The following is a 16,962-nucleotide window of genomic DNA, read 5'->3' as shown; positions in this document are numbered from 1 at the left end:
CCATCACATATGTGTATTGCGAGAGTGGCTTTTCTATTTTTTGAACAGGAACCTATGAATTTCGGTGATGCTTATGGTCATTAACAATGCCGAATATTAACAATGCCGAATGGAGATAGGTTCCAACAATAACGGTGGGCTTTGTATGGAAGAGATCAATCTGTCAAAGGAGATTGATAAAGCAGCGGGCTGGTTTACTAACAATCAGGATCTTTTGATCCAGTATGCGGTGAATGTTGTATCTGCCATCTTGATTCTTATCATTGGCTTATTTATCGCTAAGGTAGTCAGTAAAGCAGTCAGGCGTGTTATGTCATTGCGTGGTGTTGATACCACTATTTCTGACTTTTTATCCGCAATTATTCGTTACGCTGTCATTGCATTTACGATTATTGCAGTTCTTGGCAAGTTAGGTATTCAGACCGCTTCTGTGATTGCAGTAATCGGTGCGGCAGGTTTGGCAGTCGGTCTGGCATTACAAGGATCGTTGTCTAATTTTGCTGCCGGTGTTTTGCTGGTGCTGTTCCGTCCACTCCGTACTGGTGAATATGTCATGATCGGTGCTGTGGAAGGAACCGTTGTACAAGTGCAGATTTTCTCTACGACATTGCGTACGGCAGATGATCGTATCATCGTGATCCCCAATGGTAAGATTATTGCGGACAATATTATCAATACCAGCCGTGAACCTAACCGCCGCACCCAGATTATGGTGGGGGTTGCATATAATGCAGATATTGATGAAGTGAAAAAAGTGTTGGGTGATGTGATTCAAGCGGATGAACGTATTCAACATGAAAGGGGCGTTACTATACGCCTGCACGAAATGGCTCCTTCGTCATTGAATTTTGTTGTGCGAGTATGGACGACCAACGGTGACGCGTGGAGCGTGTACTGGGATTTGATGGAAAACTTTAAGCGTACTTTAGATAAACACAATATTGGTATTCCATTCCCACAAATGGATGTTTACATGCATCAGCAACAAACCGCCTCACAGAAAAAGACGGAAGAATAATTAAACGATCTTGGTGTGAGCATTTCCATGCCTCACACCAAATTCGAATACAATTCCCATTATTTTTTCTAATGATGGATAAGAATTATTCATTTTCCCTAATATACTATTATTGGCTAATATGCATTGATACCATAACTAATTGAATAATTATTAGGAATTTTTGCATGTTTCCGATATTTATACAGGGCTTTTTTCTCAGTGCTGCGATGATCCTTCCCCTTGGGCCACAAAATGTGTTTGTGATGCAGCAAGGGAGCAAAAAACAGTTTCATTTAATGAGTGCAGCGTTATGTTCCATCAGTGATGCGATCCTCATTGCGGCGGGAATATTTGGCGGAAGTGCTTTACTTGGGCAATCAACATTTTTGCTGCAAGCCGTGACATGGGGTGGCATCGTCTTTTTACTATGGTATGGCTGGGGGGCTTTTCGGACGGCACTATCGGCGGAAGTTAAACTCTCCGCTGCTGAAAATATCATCCAAAGCCGTTGGCGGGTTATAGTAGCTCTCTTTGCGGTGACCTGGTTGAATCCTCATGTTTATCTGGACACATTCGTCGTGTTGGGAAGCATAGGCGGGCAACTATCAATTGAGCTTAGGCCGTGGTTTACCCTCGGTGCGGTCATGGCATCAATCAGTTGGTTTTTTGCATTGTCATTTTTGGCTGCGTGGTTTTCACCTGTACTGAATCAACCGCGATCACAACGCATCATCAATGTTTTTGTTGGTTGTGTGATGTGGTATATCGCTTGGGGCTTAATTAAGCAGGGATTACAGATTTTTTACTGATTTCAATACTTCTTTCATGGATAGTGTGTTCATAGATAGTGTGCTAATGTTTCTAAAAAGCACCTTACTCATGTAAATTTGTTGTATTTGAAGGAGGTTTTGTGAAACGTAAATCATTGGTACTGGCTGCAATGATGGCTCTGGGAAGCCTCTCTGGCATGGCTGCTTCTGCCTCTGAATTGCCATCTGTCCCACATATTTCTACTTCTGGTAATGCGGTAATCAAAGCGACGCCAGATGTGGCCACGCTGGTAATCCATGTAAGTGAAATTCAAAAAAGTGCGGCAGATGCAAAGAAAAAAGTGGACGATCGTGTCGCGAAATATTTTGATTTTCTGAAAAATAATAGCATTGAAAAGAAAGATATTGATGCTGCCAATTTGCGTACGCAACCAGAATATCAATATGAACAAAAGACCGGTAAATCAACAATCACAGGTTATAGAGCTTCGCGTTCGGTTGAAGTAAAAGTTCATAAGCTGGATCAACTGAATACATTACTGGATGGTGCTCTGAAAGCTGGGTTGAATGAAATTAACTCGGTGCAGTTCAGTGTTGAAAATCCACAACGTTATCGTGATGAGGTCAGACAAAAAGCCATTGAGAATGCTATTGCGCAAGCGACTGCATTGGCAAAAGGGTTCAACGGTAAGCTAGGCCCGGTATATAGCATCAATTACCGCGCTCCTGAAGCCGTGCCAGCGCCAATGAGCCGCCTAAAATACCAGACAGCCCTGATGGCAGCACCAGCAGCAGATTCAGCCGGTGAAACTTATGAACCACAGAGCATTGAATTCTCTGATCACGTTGATGCGGTTTTTGAATTACAGCGTTAATTAATTTCATCTTCCTGACGTAACATCTGACGTCCTAGTTTGAGTAGGGCGTCAGTGACTTTTCTCATTGCCCCGCTTTCTGGGGTAAAACGGTGCCAATAAAGCATACGGCGTTGGCATAGTCCGGGCGTTAAATCAACTAATTTACCTGCCAGCAGCTCCTTGTCGATTTGCAAGTGTGGGATCATACAGCAAGTTGAACCTTGTTTTGCCAATTGTACAAATGCTTCAGAAGAATTCACGATATGGCAGGGGACACTACCCGGTGATAAATCAAAGTACTGTTGTAAGAATGCCTGATGCATATCATCCAGATGGTCGAATGCCACGGCAGGGGCTTTCAGTAATGCTGAACGAGTAACGCCATTAGGAAAAAAGCGCTCTGCGAACTCTGGGGAGGCAACAAACAGATAATCAAGAGCACCTAACTTATCAACCAGACAGCTTGGCAGGGGCTGAGCTTGAATACTAATCGCTCCAACAACTTCGCCACGCCGCAAACGTTCCTGAGTCCGGGTTTCATCTTCCACCTGAATATTTAGACGAATGGGTAAATCGGATAAAACAGGATGGAGAGCGGGTAAAAGCCAGGTTGCCAGACTATCCGCGTTAACCGCGAGGGAAAGCAACAGTGGTATCTCATTGCCATTTTCGTCACCGAGCCATTGTGCTTCCAGTAATTCTACCTGATGTAATAGCGCGAGCAGCTTTTGTCCTTGCTCTGTAGGTCGGGGTGGAACGGTGCGCACCAATAATGGCTGACCAAACAGATTTTCTAATTGTTTGATTCTCTGGGATACCGCGGATTGGGTGATACAAAGTTTTTGTGCCGCCCGCTCGAAACCACGTTCTCGGATCACTGCATCCAATGCTTGCAGTGACCTGTAATCAGGACGTTTCATTGAAAATAAAGTTCTCCGTTTTTACTCTTATTCTTGCGATCCAAACACCATTGCGATCTAAACAGCATTATGTGGCCTAGGTAGCACTATGCCATATTTTTTCATGGCGCGAGGTAATATTGTTTATACTAGCCGTCAGATTTTTCCTTGTAACTGTTTATAGGCTGTGATTGATATGACTCAGGATGAACTGAAAAAAGCAGTAGGTTGGGCGGCATTGGAATATGTTAAACCAGGCACAATCGTTGGTGTTGGTACGGGTTCAACGGCAGCGCATTTTATTGATGCGCTAGGAACTATCAAAGACAAAATTGAAGGTGCGGTGTCTAGCTCAGAAGCATCAACGGCAAAGCTGAAAAGTCTCGGTATTCCCGTATTTGACTGCAATGATGTTGACAGTTTGGATATTTATGTTGATGGCGCTGATGAAATTAACGATCAGATGCAAATGATCAAAGGGGGTGGTGCGGCATTAACCCGGGAAAAAATCATCGCTGCTGTTGCAAAGAAATTTATCTGTATCATTGATTCCTCTAAGCAAGTGGATGTACTGGGCCAATTTCCACTGCCGGTTGAAGTTATCCCAATGGCACGCGCTTATGTTACCCGTGAACTGGAGAAGTTAGGAGGAACCCCGGTTTATCGTGAAAATGTGGTAACTGATAATGGTAATGACATTCTGGATGTTCACAACCTTTCCATTGTTGAGCCAGCTGAATTGGAAGACAAAATCAATGGCATCGCCGGTGTGGTAACTGTTGGTCTTTTTGCCAACAGAGGTGCCAACGTAGTGCTGGTGGGTGCTGCGGACGGTGTCAGGACGATTAAAGAATAATCGTTTATTGGGGACAGAATATTCGTCCCCAAAATATTTTTATATTTATTAAAAAAAGAAAATTTGGTGATATCTATCACATTACCGACTAAAAAAAACTCAAAATCCTGCCTTTGACTTATAACGAATTATTTTACTTCGTGTAACAACTTATTTACTGTTTCTTATCCTGTTATATAAGCAATCGATTGTATTGCTGTTGTCGTTTTTTTTGTTATTTTGGTGATATCTATAGGCGTTATGAAGTTAGTACAACTAGGGCGGGCAAATGGTTAAGGTATCTTTAGAAAAGGATAAGATTAAATTTCTGCTACTGGAAGGCGTTCATCAAAGCACAGTAGACAAACTGAAAGCGGCTGGGTACAGCAATATTGAATATCATAAAGGGGCATTGGAACCAGAAGAACTGAAAGAGGCAATTCGTGATGCCCGGTTTGTGGGGATCCGTTCTCGTACCCAGTTGACTGAAGAAGTTTTTTCCGCAGCGGAAAAGTTGGTGGCTGTAGGATGTTTCTGTATTGGTACCAACCAAGTCGATTTGAAAGCCGCAGCAAAACGCGGTATTCCTGTATTTAATGCACCATTCTCCAATACCCGATCAGTCGCTGAAATGGTGTTGGGTGAGTTGCTGTTGTTATTGCGCCGTATTCCTGAGGCGAATGCAAAAGCACATAAAGGCGTATGGGATAAGCAGGCAAGGGGTTGTTATGAGGCTCGCGGAAAAAAACTAGGCATTATTGGTTACGGCCATATCGGTACACAGCTTGGTATTTTGGCTGAAAATATTGGTCTGAATGTTTATTTCTATGATATTGAAAATAAATTGCCATTAGGTAATGCACAGCAAGTTCATCATCTATCTGAACTATTGAATATGAGTGATGTTGTGAGCCTGCACGTACCTGAAACAGCCTCAACCAAAAATATGATTGGTGCAACAGAGCTGGAACTGATGAAACCAGGTTCAATTTTGATAAATGCTTCACGCGGCACCGTGATAGACATTCCCGCATTAAGTGACGCGTTGGAAATCGGGCATATTTCTGGTGCGGCGATTGATGTATTCCCAGAAGAGCCGGCAACAAACAGCGATCCTTTCATCTCATTATTAACAAAGTTTGATAACGTATTACTGACACCGCATATTGGTGGATCGACTCAGGAAGCCCAAGAAAATATTGGTGCTGAAGTCGGAGGTAAGCTAGTGAAATACTCTGACAACGGTTCTACGCTGTCTGCGGTTAATTTCCCTGAAGTTTCACTGCCTGTTCATGCCAAAGATACTAACCGTTTGCTGCATATCCATGAAAACCGCCCCGGTATCTTAACCAGCATCAACCAAGTGTTCACTGCTCAAGAAATCAATATTGAAGCACAATATCTGCGAACTGAAGGCGATATTGGTTATGTGGTTATTGATATTACGGTGCAGAGCACTGCTGAAGCTGAATTGGTATTGCAACAATTGAAAGCTTTGCCTGGCACAATCCGTTCCCGGTTGCTTTACTAATTCACCAAGAGTGAAAGAAGGGCTGTTGAATATTCAACAGCCCTTATTAACCAGTTAAAGATTCACGCTCATTTCCATACTTTTTCTGGTGTAATAATTTCCGGCAAAGGAATATCCCAACTTGCACTGGGTAATGTTTCCACTAGCTGGAAATTGTGTGCTAATCCTATCGGATAAAAGTGCTGTTGTTGCCATTTTGCGAGAGTCCTATCGTAGAATCCGCCTCCCATACCCAAACGTTGCCCTGTACAATCAAAAGCAACGAGTGGAATGAACATGACATCAAGTTCAGAAACAGGCAAAACCTGCCGGATATCCAGCGAAGGTTCTTCTATATTGAATTGATTCCGAATCAGGGGCGTATCGGCACAGTATCGCAGGAAAAGTAAGTGGTTCCGGCTGAAAGGATGCAATACTGGTAAATAGACTTGCTTGTTTTGTTGCCAGAGTTGTTGAATTAATGGGCGTGTATCCAATTCCCCATCGAAAGAGAGATACAGGGCAATTTTGTTAGCTTGCAGAACCTTCGGATGAGCCATGACTTGTTTGGCTGCTTGCAGGGCAAATTGCGCTTGTTGCTCGGGGGATAAACTTTGACGTAGTTGTCGGATTTTTTTTCGAATGGATTTTCGGAGAGAAAAAAAAGAATCTGATTGCATGATACCTGCCTGTTTAATGCAGAAAAGGATACAAAACAGATAAAAATTAGGGTTCTCCAAGATGCCGTTGCAGGTGGTAACCCTTGAACCCTTGGTTCAAGGTGAACGTAGAGTCGTTTCTATTAGGCTTCTTGGTCTGGCCAAGCATGCTCACAAGAAACAGAGCACTACATTCTATAAGGTATGAAATATCGGCTCAGGGGACTTCCCCGCTCACGCACACCTCAGAGAAATTTTTTTGCTGCTTAAAACTCTAAATAGGCTCTAAACAACGCTATAGAGCCTATTGTATGGAACTAAACGAAGAAAGCAACTGCTTATATTCATCTATAGTGACTACTGCCTGATTTATCAACAAGAATGAGTTTATTGACAGGTGGAACATCAGGTAATTTTACCTTGTTCTAACAATGCGTTTTCAATAGTCTGCTGGAGCATTTTTATTTTTTGTTCCATATTGTAGGCATAATCACGGGTTTTCATTTTTTCTTGTGCTAACTCGTGACAAACATTCAGCGCCACAATAAAAACCAGCTGCTCAGTGTTAGTTACTCTGGTGCGTTCTTTGAGGTTTTGCAAACGTTGATCAAGCTCCTCAGCAGCAGCTTGCAATGCTTCTATCTGCTCTGGTGGACAATTGACACGTAATGACCGCCCAAAAATCTGAATATCTACTGGTTGTGCAGACATGACACCTTCCTGATTTATTACTGTGCCGATACCTTGATTTTGACATATAGCCCTCATCTTTCAAATTGTAGCTTTATTGGCAGAGTTACAACTTGAAATCTATTGGGCATAAAGTGAATTTTGGTATAAAAACAAGGTTGACACCAATCATTACCGTACAATACCAAAAGCTCCCCCTCCTTATATCGGTGTATGCTGTCTGGTATAGCGACTCCCCTTGATGGTAGCATAGCATGAACTTATATCGCCAACGATGATCAATATACATGTCTATACAAAACTCATTACCTAATTATCAGTCATTTGATGAAATTTTGCATCAACAGTCCGTTGCGCTGACAGCAGCAGAAATGCACGGCTTAATCAGTGGATTACTATGTGGTGGAAATCATGATAGTAGTTGGCAGACATTGGTGCATGATCTCGCTAATGATGGTCTGGCATTTTCTCAGGTTTTATCCGTACCCCTCCGGGAATTGCACGAAACGACCTTTGAATTGCTTGATGACAGTAATTTTGCATTTAAGCTACTGCTTCCTGAAGAAGAAGCCGGTGTTTTTGAATGTGCCGATGCGTTGGCGGGATGGGTGAACCATTTTCTATTGGGATTGGGTGTCGCAAATCCAAAATTGACAGAAAAACCAGAAATTAAAGAAATTGTCACCGATTTACGTAATATCGGCATGCTGGGGTATGACGAGAGCGAAGATCAAGAAGAGCTGTCTCAGGCTCTTGAAGAAGTCCTGGAATATGTTCGTGTTGCAGTTCAGCTCTGTTATATCGCTTTAGCAACGCCGAAAGCTTCAGGTCGTGCAAAAAATGAAAAACCAACGTTGCACTGATTGGTGATATATACCTAATAAATTTCAAGTTGTAGCACAATGGCAAATGAACGGATCCTGAAAGCATAACTGACTGTGCGATTGGGAGCGGGTAAACGCGGCTGACAAAGCAGCAACTTGAAAGATAAAGGGTATCCTAACTAATAATAATGAAATCGCAGGAGAGGGTATGACTAAACAAGAATATTTATCCCGTCGTCAGGCACTATTGTCAAACATGGCACCGGCCAGTGCGGCCATTATTTTTTCTGCCCCGCCTGCGACACGTAATTCAGATAGCGAGTATCCTTATCGCCAGCACAGTGATTTTCTTTATCTGACAGGTTTCAATGAGCCGGAAGCGGTTTTGATACTGATCAAAAGTGATGAAACTCACAATCATAGCGTACTGTTTAACCGTGTCCGTGATTTGAATGCGGAAATTTGGTTTGGCCGTCGTCTTGGACAAGAGGCCGCGTTGGAAAAACTGGGCGTGGATCGTGCTCTGCCATATGATGATCTCAACGAACAGCTCTATTTACTGCTGAATGGCTTGGAAGTGATTTATCACGCGCAGGGAGAGTTTGAATACGCTGATAACATCGTATTTAGTGCCTTGGATAAATTGCGCAAAAATAGTCGCCGTAATCTCTGTGCTCCGTCTGCTATGGTGGATTGGCGTCCGTGGCTGCATGAAATGCGCCTGTTCAAGTCGGAAGCTGAATTGGAAATCATGCGCAAGGCTGGGAAAATCAGTGCGCAGGCGCATACCCGAGCCATGCAGGTTTGTCGTCCTGACATGCTTGAATATCAGCTTGAGGCTGAGATCCATCATGAATTTACCTATCAAGGTGCACGTTATCCAGCCTATAACACCATCATTGGTGCAGGAGAAAACGCTTGCATTCTGCATTACACAGAAAATGAACGTCGAATGAAAGATAGTGATTTAGTCTTGATCGATGCAGGATGTGAGTATGAAGGGTATGCGGGCGATATTACGCGGACATTCCCGGTCAATGGCAAATTTACTCGTCCACAACGTGAAATTTATGACATTGTGCTGGAAGCCATCAATGTTTCTCTGGAGTTATATAAACCCGGCACCAGCATCCGTGAAGTCACTGAGCAGGTTGTGCGTATTATGGTCAATGGATTGGTAAAACTGGGAATTATGCACGGTGAAGTCGAACAATTGATCGAGACCAATGCTTATCGCCAATTTTTCATGCATGGTTTAAGTCACTGGTTGGGGCTGGATGTACACGATGTGGGCAATTACGGTGTTGAGCGTGATCGCATACTGGAACCCGGCATGGTACTAACAGTGGAGCCGGGGCTTTACATTGCGCCGGATGCAGATGTTCCGTTGGAATATCGTGGCATTGGTATCCGCATTGAAGATGACATCGTGATAACGGAAACCGGAAATGAAAACCTGACTGAGTATGTCGTAAAAGATCCCGATGAGATAGAAGCGCTGATGGCACAGGCGAAACAGGGTTAAGGTTAAAATAATCAGGAAGTGATAATGAACGTGATTATCGTGGGTGGAGGAATGGCAGGAGCGACACTGGCACTGGCTATTTCTTCGCTGAGCCGGGGGCAGTTGCAAGTCTCCTTAATTGAAGCTGCAAAACCCACTCAGGAGCATCCGGGTTTTGATGCGAGAGCGATTGCCTTGGCTTATGGTACATGCCAGCGCTTGGATCAGATCGGTATTTGGTCTGCACTGAAACATTGTGTGACACCAATCACTCACGTTCATGTCAGCGACCGTGGCCATAACGGTTTCGTCAACATCAGTGCTGATGATCATGATATTCCGGCATTGGGTAATGTGGTTGAATTGCATGATGCCGGTATCCATCTGTTTGATTTACTGAAACAGTCACCGAATATCAAACTTTACTGTCCGGCTACAGTGAATTCCGTCGAGCGTCTGGAAAATTCTGTCACTGTTACGCTGAATAATGGTGAAAAACTGACAGGGGAATTGCTGGTGGCTGCGGACGGTAGCCATTCTGCGATAGCTCAGGCGTGCAATATTCCATACCAGCGACAATCTTACGATCAGGTAGCGATTATCGCCAATGTCCTGACTTCTGAGCACCCCCAAGGAAGAGCGTTTGAACGCTTTACTGAACACGGCCCGTTAGCTCTCTTGCCTATGTCTGGGTGGCGCAGCTCTTTGGTGTGGTGTCACCCACTGGAAAAACAGTCAGAAATCAATGGTTGGAGTCAGGCCGAATTCACCCAACATCTGCAACAAGCATTTGGCTGGCGTTTAGGGAAAATGTTGGAAACCGGCCAACGGTCCAGTTATCCATTGGCTTTATCGACAGCAAGCCGGCAAATTAGCCATCGTCTGGCACTGGTAGGCAATGCCTCCCAAACTTTGCACCCAATTGCCGGGCAAGGTTTTAACTTAGGTATGCGTGATGTTATGGCATTGGCGCAGATCATTTCAGAAGCGGCTATTGCAGGGCAAGATATCGGAGCCTATAAAATACTGGCTGAATATCAGCAGCAGCGTGAGGCAGATCGTGAAACGACAATTGGGATCACGGATGGGTTGGTCAGATTATTCGCCAATGACTACTTGCCGTTAAGAATCGGGCGAAATTTGGGCCTGATGACGATGGAAGCATTACCACCGATACGGGATCTATTTGCCCGCCAGACATTGGGTTGGGTTACCCGGTCAGCTTAGGCAGATTAAGAGGAAAGAAAAACATGCAATCATTTGATGTGGTGATCGCAGGGGGCGGTATGGTTGGCCTTGCGCTGGCCTGTGGTTTGCAAGGTAGCGGTTTGCGCATCGCGATTGTAGAAGAACATCCACTGACAAAGCAATTTGATGCCAATGAAGAACATGCTTTGCGTGTATCAGCCATCAATGCAGCAAGTGAACGTTTACTCACTCATCTTGGTGTTTGGCAGAATATTCTTGCGATGAGAGTGAGTCCTTATCAGGGCATGGAAGTTTGGGATCAGGATAGTTTCGGCCGCATTCAGTTTAATGCGTCCGAAAATGGCCTGACACATCTTGGTCATATCATTGAGAATCATGTCATCCGACAAGCACTTTGGCAACGTGCGGAAAATTTGGCCGATGTGACGGTTCTTACCCCATCCACCTTCCGGAACGTTGCCTGGGGAGAAAATGAAGCCTTTATCACTTTATCTGATGGGAGCATGCTAACTTCGCGCTTAGTGGTTGGCGCAGATGGCGCACACTCTTGGTTGCGTCAACATGCCGATATTCCACTGACTTTTTGGGATTATGAGCATCATGCGCTGGTAGCGACTATTCGCACTGAAGAACCTCATCAGGGCGTTGCACGTCAGGTTTTTCATGGTGATGGAATATTAGCTTTCTTGCCGTTGTCTGATCCTCATTTATGTTCAATTGTTTGGTCACTGCCGGCTGAATCGGCACAACAGCGCAAAACCATGGAACCTGAATTGTTCAATCGGCAGTTGGGCGTGACATCTGACATGCGGCTGGGCCAATGTGAATTAATCAGTGATCGACAAACTATTCCGTTGATGGGGCGTTATGCCCGCAACTTTGCCGCGCACCGTTTGGCCTTGTTGGGGGATGCGGCACATACTATTCATCCTTTGGCTGGTCAGGGTGTCAATCTGGGGTTTATGGATGTGGCAGAACTGATTAGTGAATTGAACCGGCTGAATAGCGAGGGAAAAGACATTGGGCAGTATCTCTATTTAGGGCGTTATGAACGTCGTCGTAAGCACAGTGCTGCGGTTATGTTGGCAGGCATGCAGGGATTCCGTCAGTTATTTGATGGTAATAATCCGGCTAAAAAGTTATTACGAGGGGTTGGATTAGCATTGGCTGATCACTTACCGGGAATAAAACCGCAATTGCTTCGCCATGCAATGGGCCTCAACGATCTCCCTGATTGGCTAATTTCCCCAACCGCTTCGGTTGAAAAAATCTAATTTATCCTCCCATTTAGGATTAGTTTTTCTTATATTAGACTAAGGTGTGTTCAGTTGATTTGCTTCACACTTTAGTCATTTCCTAATCGAAAAAGATTGGTTCCTGCCGTTTATTGCAAATTTTGAGCGCTTTGACGCAATAAATTAGACAAAAATTCTGCATGATAGTAAGCGTTTTTTCAGATTATCACACCAATGCCACTAATTTATTTTATGGTTCATTTCCAGTTTCAGTGATAACTTCTGATTCTAAGGTATCGTTTGCGTGATTAACCGCTTCTTTGCTTCATGATCCAACATCTGCCGGTTAATGCGCCGTATGTTTTTTCAGGTCACGAATGTTTTCATGTCAAGAATGGAAAGAGGGAAATAATGTCAAAACACACCCCACTATATGATCAACATCTGGCATGCGGAGCACGCATGGTAGATTTTCATGGCTGGATGATGCCCCTGCATTATGGTTCACAAATCGACGAGCATCATATCGTGCGTACTGATGCTGGTATGTTCGACGTTTCCCACATGACTATTGTGGATCTGCACGGCCTAGGTTGCCGTGATTTTCTCCGTTACCTTCTGGCAAATGACATCGCCAAACTGACCGAGCGGGGCAAGGCGCTTTATACCGGGATGCTGAATGCTTCTGGTGGCGTGATTGATGACCTGATTGTCTATTTCTTCACTGATAACTTCTATCGTATGGTTGTTAATTCAGCAACACGTGAGAAAGATTTAGCATGGATTAACCAGCATGCGGAGAAATATGACGTCGAGATTACAGTGCGTGATGATTTGGCTCTGATCGCCGTTCAGGGACCAAATGCACAAGCCAAAGTTCAATCACTATTAAGCGATGAACAAAAGCAGGCTGTAATCGGTATGAAGCCTTTTTGGGGCGTCCAGTCCGGCGATCTCTTCATTGCGACGACGGGTTACACCGGTGAAGCGGGTTATGAAATTGCGTTACCAAAAGAACACGCAGCAGATTTTTGGCAGCAATTATTAACCGTAGGTGTAAAACCTGCCGGATTGGGAGCGCGTGACACATTACGTCTTGAAGCGGGCATGAATCTTTATAGTCAGGAGATGGATGAAACCATTTCGCCACTGGCCGCCAACATGGGATGGACAATTGCCTGGAAACCGGAAGATCGTCAATTCATTGGCCGTGAAGCGCTGGAAAGGCAGCGTGAAGCCGGTACAGAGCAGTTGGTGGGGTTAATCATGCGTGAAAAAGGAGTGTTGCGTGGTGGTTTAACCGTCAGTTTCACCGATAATTCAGGCGAAATTCGTTCCGGTGTGATTACCAGCGGAACATTCTCCCCAACTCTGGGATTTAGTATCGCCCTTGCACGTGTACCACGCGGTATTGGTGAACAAGCGATTGTTCAGATCCGTAATCGTGAAATGCCTGTTCAGGTTGTGAAGCCGGGTTTTGTGCGGATGGGTAAACCACTCGTAGACTGATTTTTGGTTGTAATGTTTTGATTGTTGTAATTTTTTATTAATCAATAAGAAACAAGGAGATGGCAACGATGAGTCATGTACCAGCAGAATTGAAATATACAGAATCACACGAATGGGTTCGTTCGGAAGGAAATGGTGAATACACAGTAGGTATTACCGAACATGCTCAACAACTATTGGGCGATATGGTATTCGTTGATTTGCCTGACGTCGACACAGAGGTAAACAGTGGTGATGATTGCGCAGTTGTAGAATCAGTTAAAGCTGCTTCTGATATCTACGCGCCATTGAGTGGTAAAGTCATTGCTGTTAACCCTGAGTTGGAAGGCACACCCGAATTAGTGAATAGTGAGCCATATAACGAAGGTTGGCTATTCCGCATCAAAATTACGGATGAGAGTGAACTGACTAACCTGCTTGATGCTGAAGGTTATCAGTCACTTTTAGAAGAAGACGAGTAATTGTATTGACTGCCCCATATCACGTTGTGAATGGGGCTTTTTTTTATGTGTACCGTTTTTAGCTAGTTTCAGGAAATTATCATCAATGACTCAGACATTAATCCAACTTGAAAATCAAGGTGAATTCATTCGTCGCCACATTGGTTCTTCTGCTGAACAGCAAATAGAAATGTTGGCGATGGTTGGTGCAAACTCTCTTGACGATCTGACAAATAAAATCGTTCCCCGCAATATCGCATTGTCAGAACCGCCAGCAATCGTTGAAAGTGCAACAGAACAGCAGGCACTGGCTGAATTAAAGGCAATGGCGAGCCAGAACCAGCGCTATCAATCTTATATTGGCATGGGATACGCGCCATCGATACTTCCGCCTGTTATCTTGCGTAATTTGTTGGAAAACCCGGGCTGGTATACGGCTTATACTCCTTACCAACCAGAAGTTTCCCAAGGCCGGCTGGAAGCTCTGCTCAATTTCCAGCAAGTTACGATTGACCTGACGGGCTTGGATCTTGCGTCTGCTTCTCTGTTGGATGAAGCAACCGCAGCGGCAGAAGCCATGGCAATGGCAAAACGGATCAGCAAGTTGAAGAATGCTGAGCGTTTTTTTGTGGCAGATGACATTCATCCACAGACATTGGATGTTGTGCGTACCCGTGCTGAAACATTTGGATTTGAAGTCATTGTTGATAAAGCAGAAAAAGCACTGGAGCTAGAAGGTGTTTTTGGTGTTCTGTTGCAACAAATTGGCACAACGGGCGAAGTTCACGATTACAGCGATCTCATCGTGAAACTGAAAGAACGTAAAATCATTGTCAGCGTCGCGGCAGACTTCATGGCTCTAGTCATGTTGACGGCACCGGGTAAACAAGGGGCTGACATTGTATTTGGTTCTGCGCAGCGCTTTGGTGTGCCGATGGGATACGGTGGCCCTCATGCGGCCTTCTTTGCCTGCCGTGATGAATTCAAACGTTCCATGCCGGGGCGTATTATTGGTGTTTCCCGTGATGCAGCGGGTAACAGGGCATTGCGTATGGCAATGCAAACACGTGAGCAACATATCCGCCGTGAAAAAGCGAACTCTAATATCTGTACTTCTCAAGTCTTACTGGCGAATATTGCAGGCATGTATGCGGTTTACCACGGCGAGGAAGGCTTAAAGCGCATCGCTAGCCGCATTCATCGACTGACTGATATTCTGGCTGCTGGCTTGCAACAAGCGGGTATCACACTGCGTCATAAAACATGGTTTGATACGTTGACGGTTGAAGTGGCAGATAAAGCTCAGGTCTTGGCAAGAGCGGATAAAGCGCAGATTAACCTGCGTACCGATATTTTCGGGGCTGTTGGTGTGTCATTGAGTGAAAAAACCAGCCGCGATGACCTGATAACCTTATTCCGGGTGCTGACGGGAGCTGACGCTGTATTGGATATCGAAACGTTCGATAGCACAATAGCGAATGGCAGCCAATCTATTCCTGCCAGCATGCTGCGTAATGATGAGATTCTGACGCACGATAACTTCCGCCGTTATCATAGCGAAACGGACATGATGCGTTATATGCACAGTCTGGAGCGTAAAGATTTGGCGCTGAATCAGGCAATGATCCCGCTGGGATCGTGCACCATGAAACTGAATGCGGTTGCAGAAATCACGCCGATAACATGGCCTGAATTTACCGACATGCATCCTTTCTGCCCGACAGAGCAGGCACAGGGTTATCATCAGTTAATCGGTCAGCTTTCCCATTGGTTGGTGCTATTGACTGGATATGATGCATTTTGTATGCAGCCAAATTCGGGGGCACAAGGGGAGTATGCTGGTCTGTTGGCGATTCGTCGCTATTACGCCAGCCGTGGTGAACAGCATCGTCATATTTGCTTAATACCAAGCTCAGCGCATGGGACAAACCCTGCCTCGGCACATATGGCGGGCATGACAGTTGTGGTTGTGAACTGTGATAAAGAAGGCAACATTGATCTGACCGATCTGCGTGAAAAAGCAGAAAATCATCGTGACGATCTGGCTTGTATCATGGTGACTTACCCATCAACTCACGGTGTGTATGAAGAAACCATTCGTGAGATTTGCGACATTATCCATCAAAATGGCGGCCAGGTTTACCTTGATGGCGCGAACATGAACGCCCAGGTTGGGATCACTACGCCGGGCTTTATTGGCGCAGATGTTTCGCACCTGAATCTGCATAAAACCTTCTGTATTCCACATGGCGGTGGTGGCCCGGGTATGGGGCCGATTGGTGTGAAAAAACACCTTGCACCATTTGTACCCGGTCACTCAGTGGTAGAAATGGATGGCGTTACGACGCTGGGGGCGGTATCCGCAGCACCATTTGGAAGTGCTTCCATTTTGCCAATTAGCTGGATGTATATTCGCATGATGGGTGCCAAGGGACTGAAGCAAGCCAGTCAGGTTGCTATCCTGAATGCAAACTACATCGCTGCTCGCCTGAAAGGGGCTTATGAAATCCTTTATACCGGACGTGGTGGTTACGTTGCCCATGAATGTATTCTGGACATTCGCCCATTGAAAGAAGAGTTCGGTATCAGCGAAATGGATATCGCCAAGCGTCTGATTGACTATGGTTTCCATGCACCAACCATGTCATTCCCTGTTGCGGGTACTTTGATGGTTGAGCCAACGGAATCAGAAAGCAAAGTTGAAATTGATCGCTTTATTGACGCAATGCTGGCAATCCGTGAAGAAATCAGCAAAGTGGCAAAAGGGGAATGGTGTTTGGAAGATAACCCACTGGTTAACGCGCCACATATTCAGGCTGAACTTGTTTCTGAATGGAACCATGCCTACAGCCGTGAAGTTGCTGTTTTCCCAACAGTGGAAACAAAAGCCAACAAATATTGGCCGACGGTTAAACGTCTGGACGATGTTTACGGTGACCGCAACTTACATTGCTCTTGTGCGCCGATTGACGATTATCGTTAATGACGATTTAGATTGATTTATTGTCAACCCCCGTCTGA

15 protein-coding genes and 1 other RNA gene are annotated in these 16,962 nt (G+C 44.9%); 12 read left to right on the top strand and 4 right to left on the bottom strand.

Annotation, left to right across the window (positions count from 1 at the left end; all coding sequences use genetic code 11):
* The first annotated feature begins 145 nt into the window (after positions 1 to 145).
* The 3 genes from mscS (at position 146) to AAC854_RS00565 (ending at position 2,645) form a co-directional block, all read left to right on the top strand.
* Positions 146 to 1,018, top strand: coding sequence for a small-conductance mechanosensitive channel MscS (mscS, locus tag AAC854_RS00575; RefSeq protein WP_340615423.1), 873 nt, complete (start codon positions 146 to 148; stop codon positions 1,016 to 1,018).
* Between the two features lie 167 nt (positions 1,019 to 1,185).
* Positions 1,186 to 1,809 carry an arginine exporter ArgO gene (argO, locus tag AAC854_RS00570; RefSeq protein WP_340615422.1) on the top strand — a complete coding sequence of 208 codons (624 nt, stop codon included), beginning with the start codon at positions 1,186 to 1,188 and terminating at the stop codon, positions 1,807 to 1,809.
* A 101-nt stretch (positions 1,810 to 1,910) separates the two neighbouring features.
* Complete coding sequence (locus AAC854_RS00565; RefSeq protein ID WP_340615421.1) at positions 1,911 to 2,645, top strand: oxidative stress defense protein; 735 nt, start codon at positions 1,911 to 1,913, stop codon at positions 2,643 to 2,645.
* Here AAC854_RS00565 and AAC854_RS00560 read toward each other — a convergent pair.
* Complete coding sequence (locus AAC854_RS00560) at positions 2,642 to 3,547, bottom strand: LysR family transcriptional regulator ArgP (protein ID WP_340615420.1); 906 nt, start codon at positions 3,545 to 3,547, stop codon at positions 2,642 to 2,644. The two genes, AAC854_RS00565 and AAC854_RS00560, sit on opposite strands and share 4 nt — an antisense overlap.
* A gap of 175 nt (positions 3,548 to 3,722) precedes the next feature.
* Between AAC854_RS00560 and rpiA the strand changes: the two genes are divergently transcribed.
* Complete coding sequence (gene rpiA / locus AAC854_RS00555; RefSeq protein WP_340615419.1) at positions 3,723 to 4,382, top strand: ribose-5-phosphate isomerase RpiA; 660 nt, start codon at positions 3,723 to 3,725, stop codon at positions 4,380 to 4,382.
* A 268-nt stretch (positions 4,383 to 4,650) separates the two neighbouring features.
* On the top strand, positions 4,651 to 5,892 hold the full coding sequence (gene serA / locus AAC854_RS00550; protein WP_340615418.1) for a phosphoglycerate dehydrogenase: 1,242 nt from the start codon (positions 4,651 to 4,653) through the stop codon (positions 5,890 to 5,892).
* Positions 5,893 to 5,960: 68 nt separating this feature from the next.
* On the opposite strand, the gene AAC854_RS00545 is transcribed toward serA, so the two are convergent.
* From AAC854_RS00545 to zapA, 3 genes are all read right to left on the bottom strand, one after another.
* Positions 5,961 to 6,551: a 5-formyltetrahydrofolate cyclo-ligase gene (locus AAC854_RS00545; protein ID WP_340615417.1), complete on the bottom strand. Its 591-nt coding sequence runs from the start codon at positions 6,549 to 6,551 to the stop codon at positions 5,961 to 5,963.
* Positions 6,552 to 6,600: 49 nt separating this feature from the next.
* Positions 6,601 to 6,785, bottom strand: a non-coding RNA gene (gene ssrS, locus AAC854_RS00540) — 6S RNA.
* 150 nt (positions 6,786 to 6,935) lie between these two features.
* Positions 6,936 to 7,241 (bottom strand): cell division protein ZapA, encoded by a 306-nt coding sequence (gene zapA / locus AAC854_RS00535; protein WP_047963623.1) that lies wholly within the window; start codon positions 7,239 to 7,241, stop codon positions 6,936 to 6,938.
* Between the two features lie 266 nt (positions 7,242 to 7,507).
* Between zapA and AAC854_RS00530 the strand changes: the two genes are divergently transcribed.
* From AAC854_RS00530 to gcvP, 7 genes are all read left to right on the top strand, one after another.
* Entirely contained in the window at positions 7,508 to 8,083 is a 576-nt protein-coding gene (locus tag AAC854_RS00530; protein ID WP_340615416.1) for a YecA/YgfB family protein, read from the top strand.
* A gap of 169 nt (positions 8,084 to 8,252) precedes the next feature.
* Positions 8,253 to 9,569 (top strand): Xaa-Pro aminopeptidase, encoded by a 1,317-nt coding sequence (pepP, locus tag AAC854_RS00525; protein ID WP_340615415.1) that lies wholly within the window; start codon positions 8,253 to 8,255, stop codon positions 9,567 to 9,569.
* Between the two features lie 24 nt (positions 9,570 to 9,593).
* Positions 9,594 to 10,775, top strand: coding sequence for a 2-octaprenyl-6-methoxyphenyl hydroxylase (gene ubiH / locus AAC854_RS00520; protein WP_340615414.1), 1,182 nt, complete (start codon positions 9,594 to 9,596; stop codon positions 10,773 to 10,775).
* Positions 10,776 to 10,798: 23 nt separating this feature from the next.
* Positions 10,799 to 12,031 (top strand): FAD-dependent 2-octaprenylphenol hydroxylase, encoded by a 1,233-nt coding sequence (gene ubiI / locus AAC854_RS00515; protein WP_340615413.1) that lies wholly within the window; start codon positions 10,799 to 10,801, stop codon positions 12,029 to 12,031.
* 372 nt (positions 12,032 to 12,403) lie between these two features.
* A complete protein-coding gene (gene gcvT, locus AAC854_RS00510) occupies positions 12,404 to 13,501 on the top strand; it encodes a glycine cleavage system aminomethyltransferase GcvT (protein ID WP_340615412.1) in 1,098 nt (365 codons plus the stop codon).
* A 68-nt stretch (positions 13,502 to 13,569) separates the two neighbouring features.
* Positions 13,570 to 13,962, top strand: coding sequence for a glycine cleavage system protein GcvH (gene gcvH / locus AAC854_RS00505; protein WP_340615411.1), 393 nt, complete (start codon positions 13,570 to 13,572; stop codon positions 13,960 to 13,962).
* An 85-nt stretch (positions 13,963 to 14,047) separates the two neighbouring features.
* Positions 14,048 to 16,924: an aminomethyl-transferring glycine dehydrogenase gene (gene gcvP / locus AAC854_RS00500; RefSeq protein WP_340615410.1), complete on the top strand. Its 2,877-nt coding sequence runs from the start codon at positions 14,048 to 14,050 to the stop codon at positions 16,922 to 16,924.
* The last annotated feature ends 38 nt before the right edge of the window (positions 16,925 to 16,962 follow it).

This window comes from Xenorhabdus entomophaga (genome assembly GCF_037996725.1).
Taxonomy (GTDB): Bacteria; Pseudomonadota; Gammaproteobacteria; order Enterobacterales; family Enterobacteriaceae; genus Xenorhabdus; species Xenorhabdus khoisanae.
Note: the sequence above shows the minus strand (reverse complement) of the source record. Positions and strands in the feature narration are given on the sequence as shown.

Excerpts from the sequence above, each read along its gene's own strand:
- mscS (WP_340615423.1), top strand. The coding sequence starts at position 146 with ATGGAAGAGATCAATCTGTCAAAGGAGATTGATAAAGCAGCGGGCTGG.
- argO (WP_340615422.1), top strand. The coding sequence starts at position 1,186 with ATGTTTCCGATATTTATACAGGGCTTTTTTCTCAGTGCTGCGATGATC.
- AAC854_RS00560 (WP_340615420.1), bottom strand. The coding sequence starts at position 3,547 with ATGAAACGTCCTGATTACAGGTCACTGCAAGCATTGGATGCAGTGATC.
- rpiA (WP_340615419.1), top strand. The coding sequence starts at position 3,723 with ATGACTCAGGATGAACTGAAAAAAGCAGTAGGTTGGGCGGCATTGGAA.
- serA (WP_340615418.1), top strand. The coding sequence starts at position 4,651 with ATGGTTAAGGTATCTTTAGAAAAGGATAAGATTAAATTTCTGCTACTG.
- AAC854_RS00545 (WP_340615417.1), bottom strand. The coding sequence starts at position 6,551 with ATGCAATCAGATTCTTTTTTTTCTCTCCGAAAATCCATTCGAAAAAAA.
- zapA (WP_047963623.1), bottom strand. The coding sequence starts at position 7,241 with ATGTCTGCACAACCAGTAGATATTCAGATTTTTGGGCGGTCATTACGT.
- AAC854_RS00530 (WP_340615416.1), top strand. The coding sequence starts at position 7,508 with ATGTCTATACAAAACTCATTACCTAATTATCAGTCATTTGATGAAATT.
- pepP (WP_340615415.1), top strand. The coding sequence starts at position 8,253 with ATGACTAAACAAGAATATTTATCCCGTCGTCAGGCACTATTGTCAAAC.
- ubiH (WP_340615414.1), top strand. The coding sequence starts at position 9,594 with ATGAACGTGATTATCGTGGGTGGAGGAATGGCAGGAGCGACACTGGCA.
- ubiI (WP_340615413.1), top strand. The coding sequence starts at position 10,799 with ATGCAATCATTTGATGTGGTGATCGCAGGGGGCGGTATGGTTGGCCTT.
- gcvT (WP_340615412.1), top strand. The coding sequence starts at position 12,404 with ATGTCAAAACACACCCCACTATATGATCAACATCTGGCATGCGGAGCA.
- gcvH (WP_340615411.1), top strand. The coding sequence starts at position 13,570 with ATGAGTCATGTACCAGCAGAATTGAAATATACAGAATCACACGAATGG.
- gcvP (WP_340615410.1), top strand. The coding sequence starts at position 14,048 with ATGACTCAGACATTAATCCAACTTGAAAATCAAGGTGAATTCATTCGT.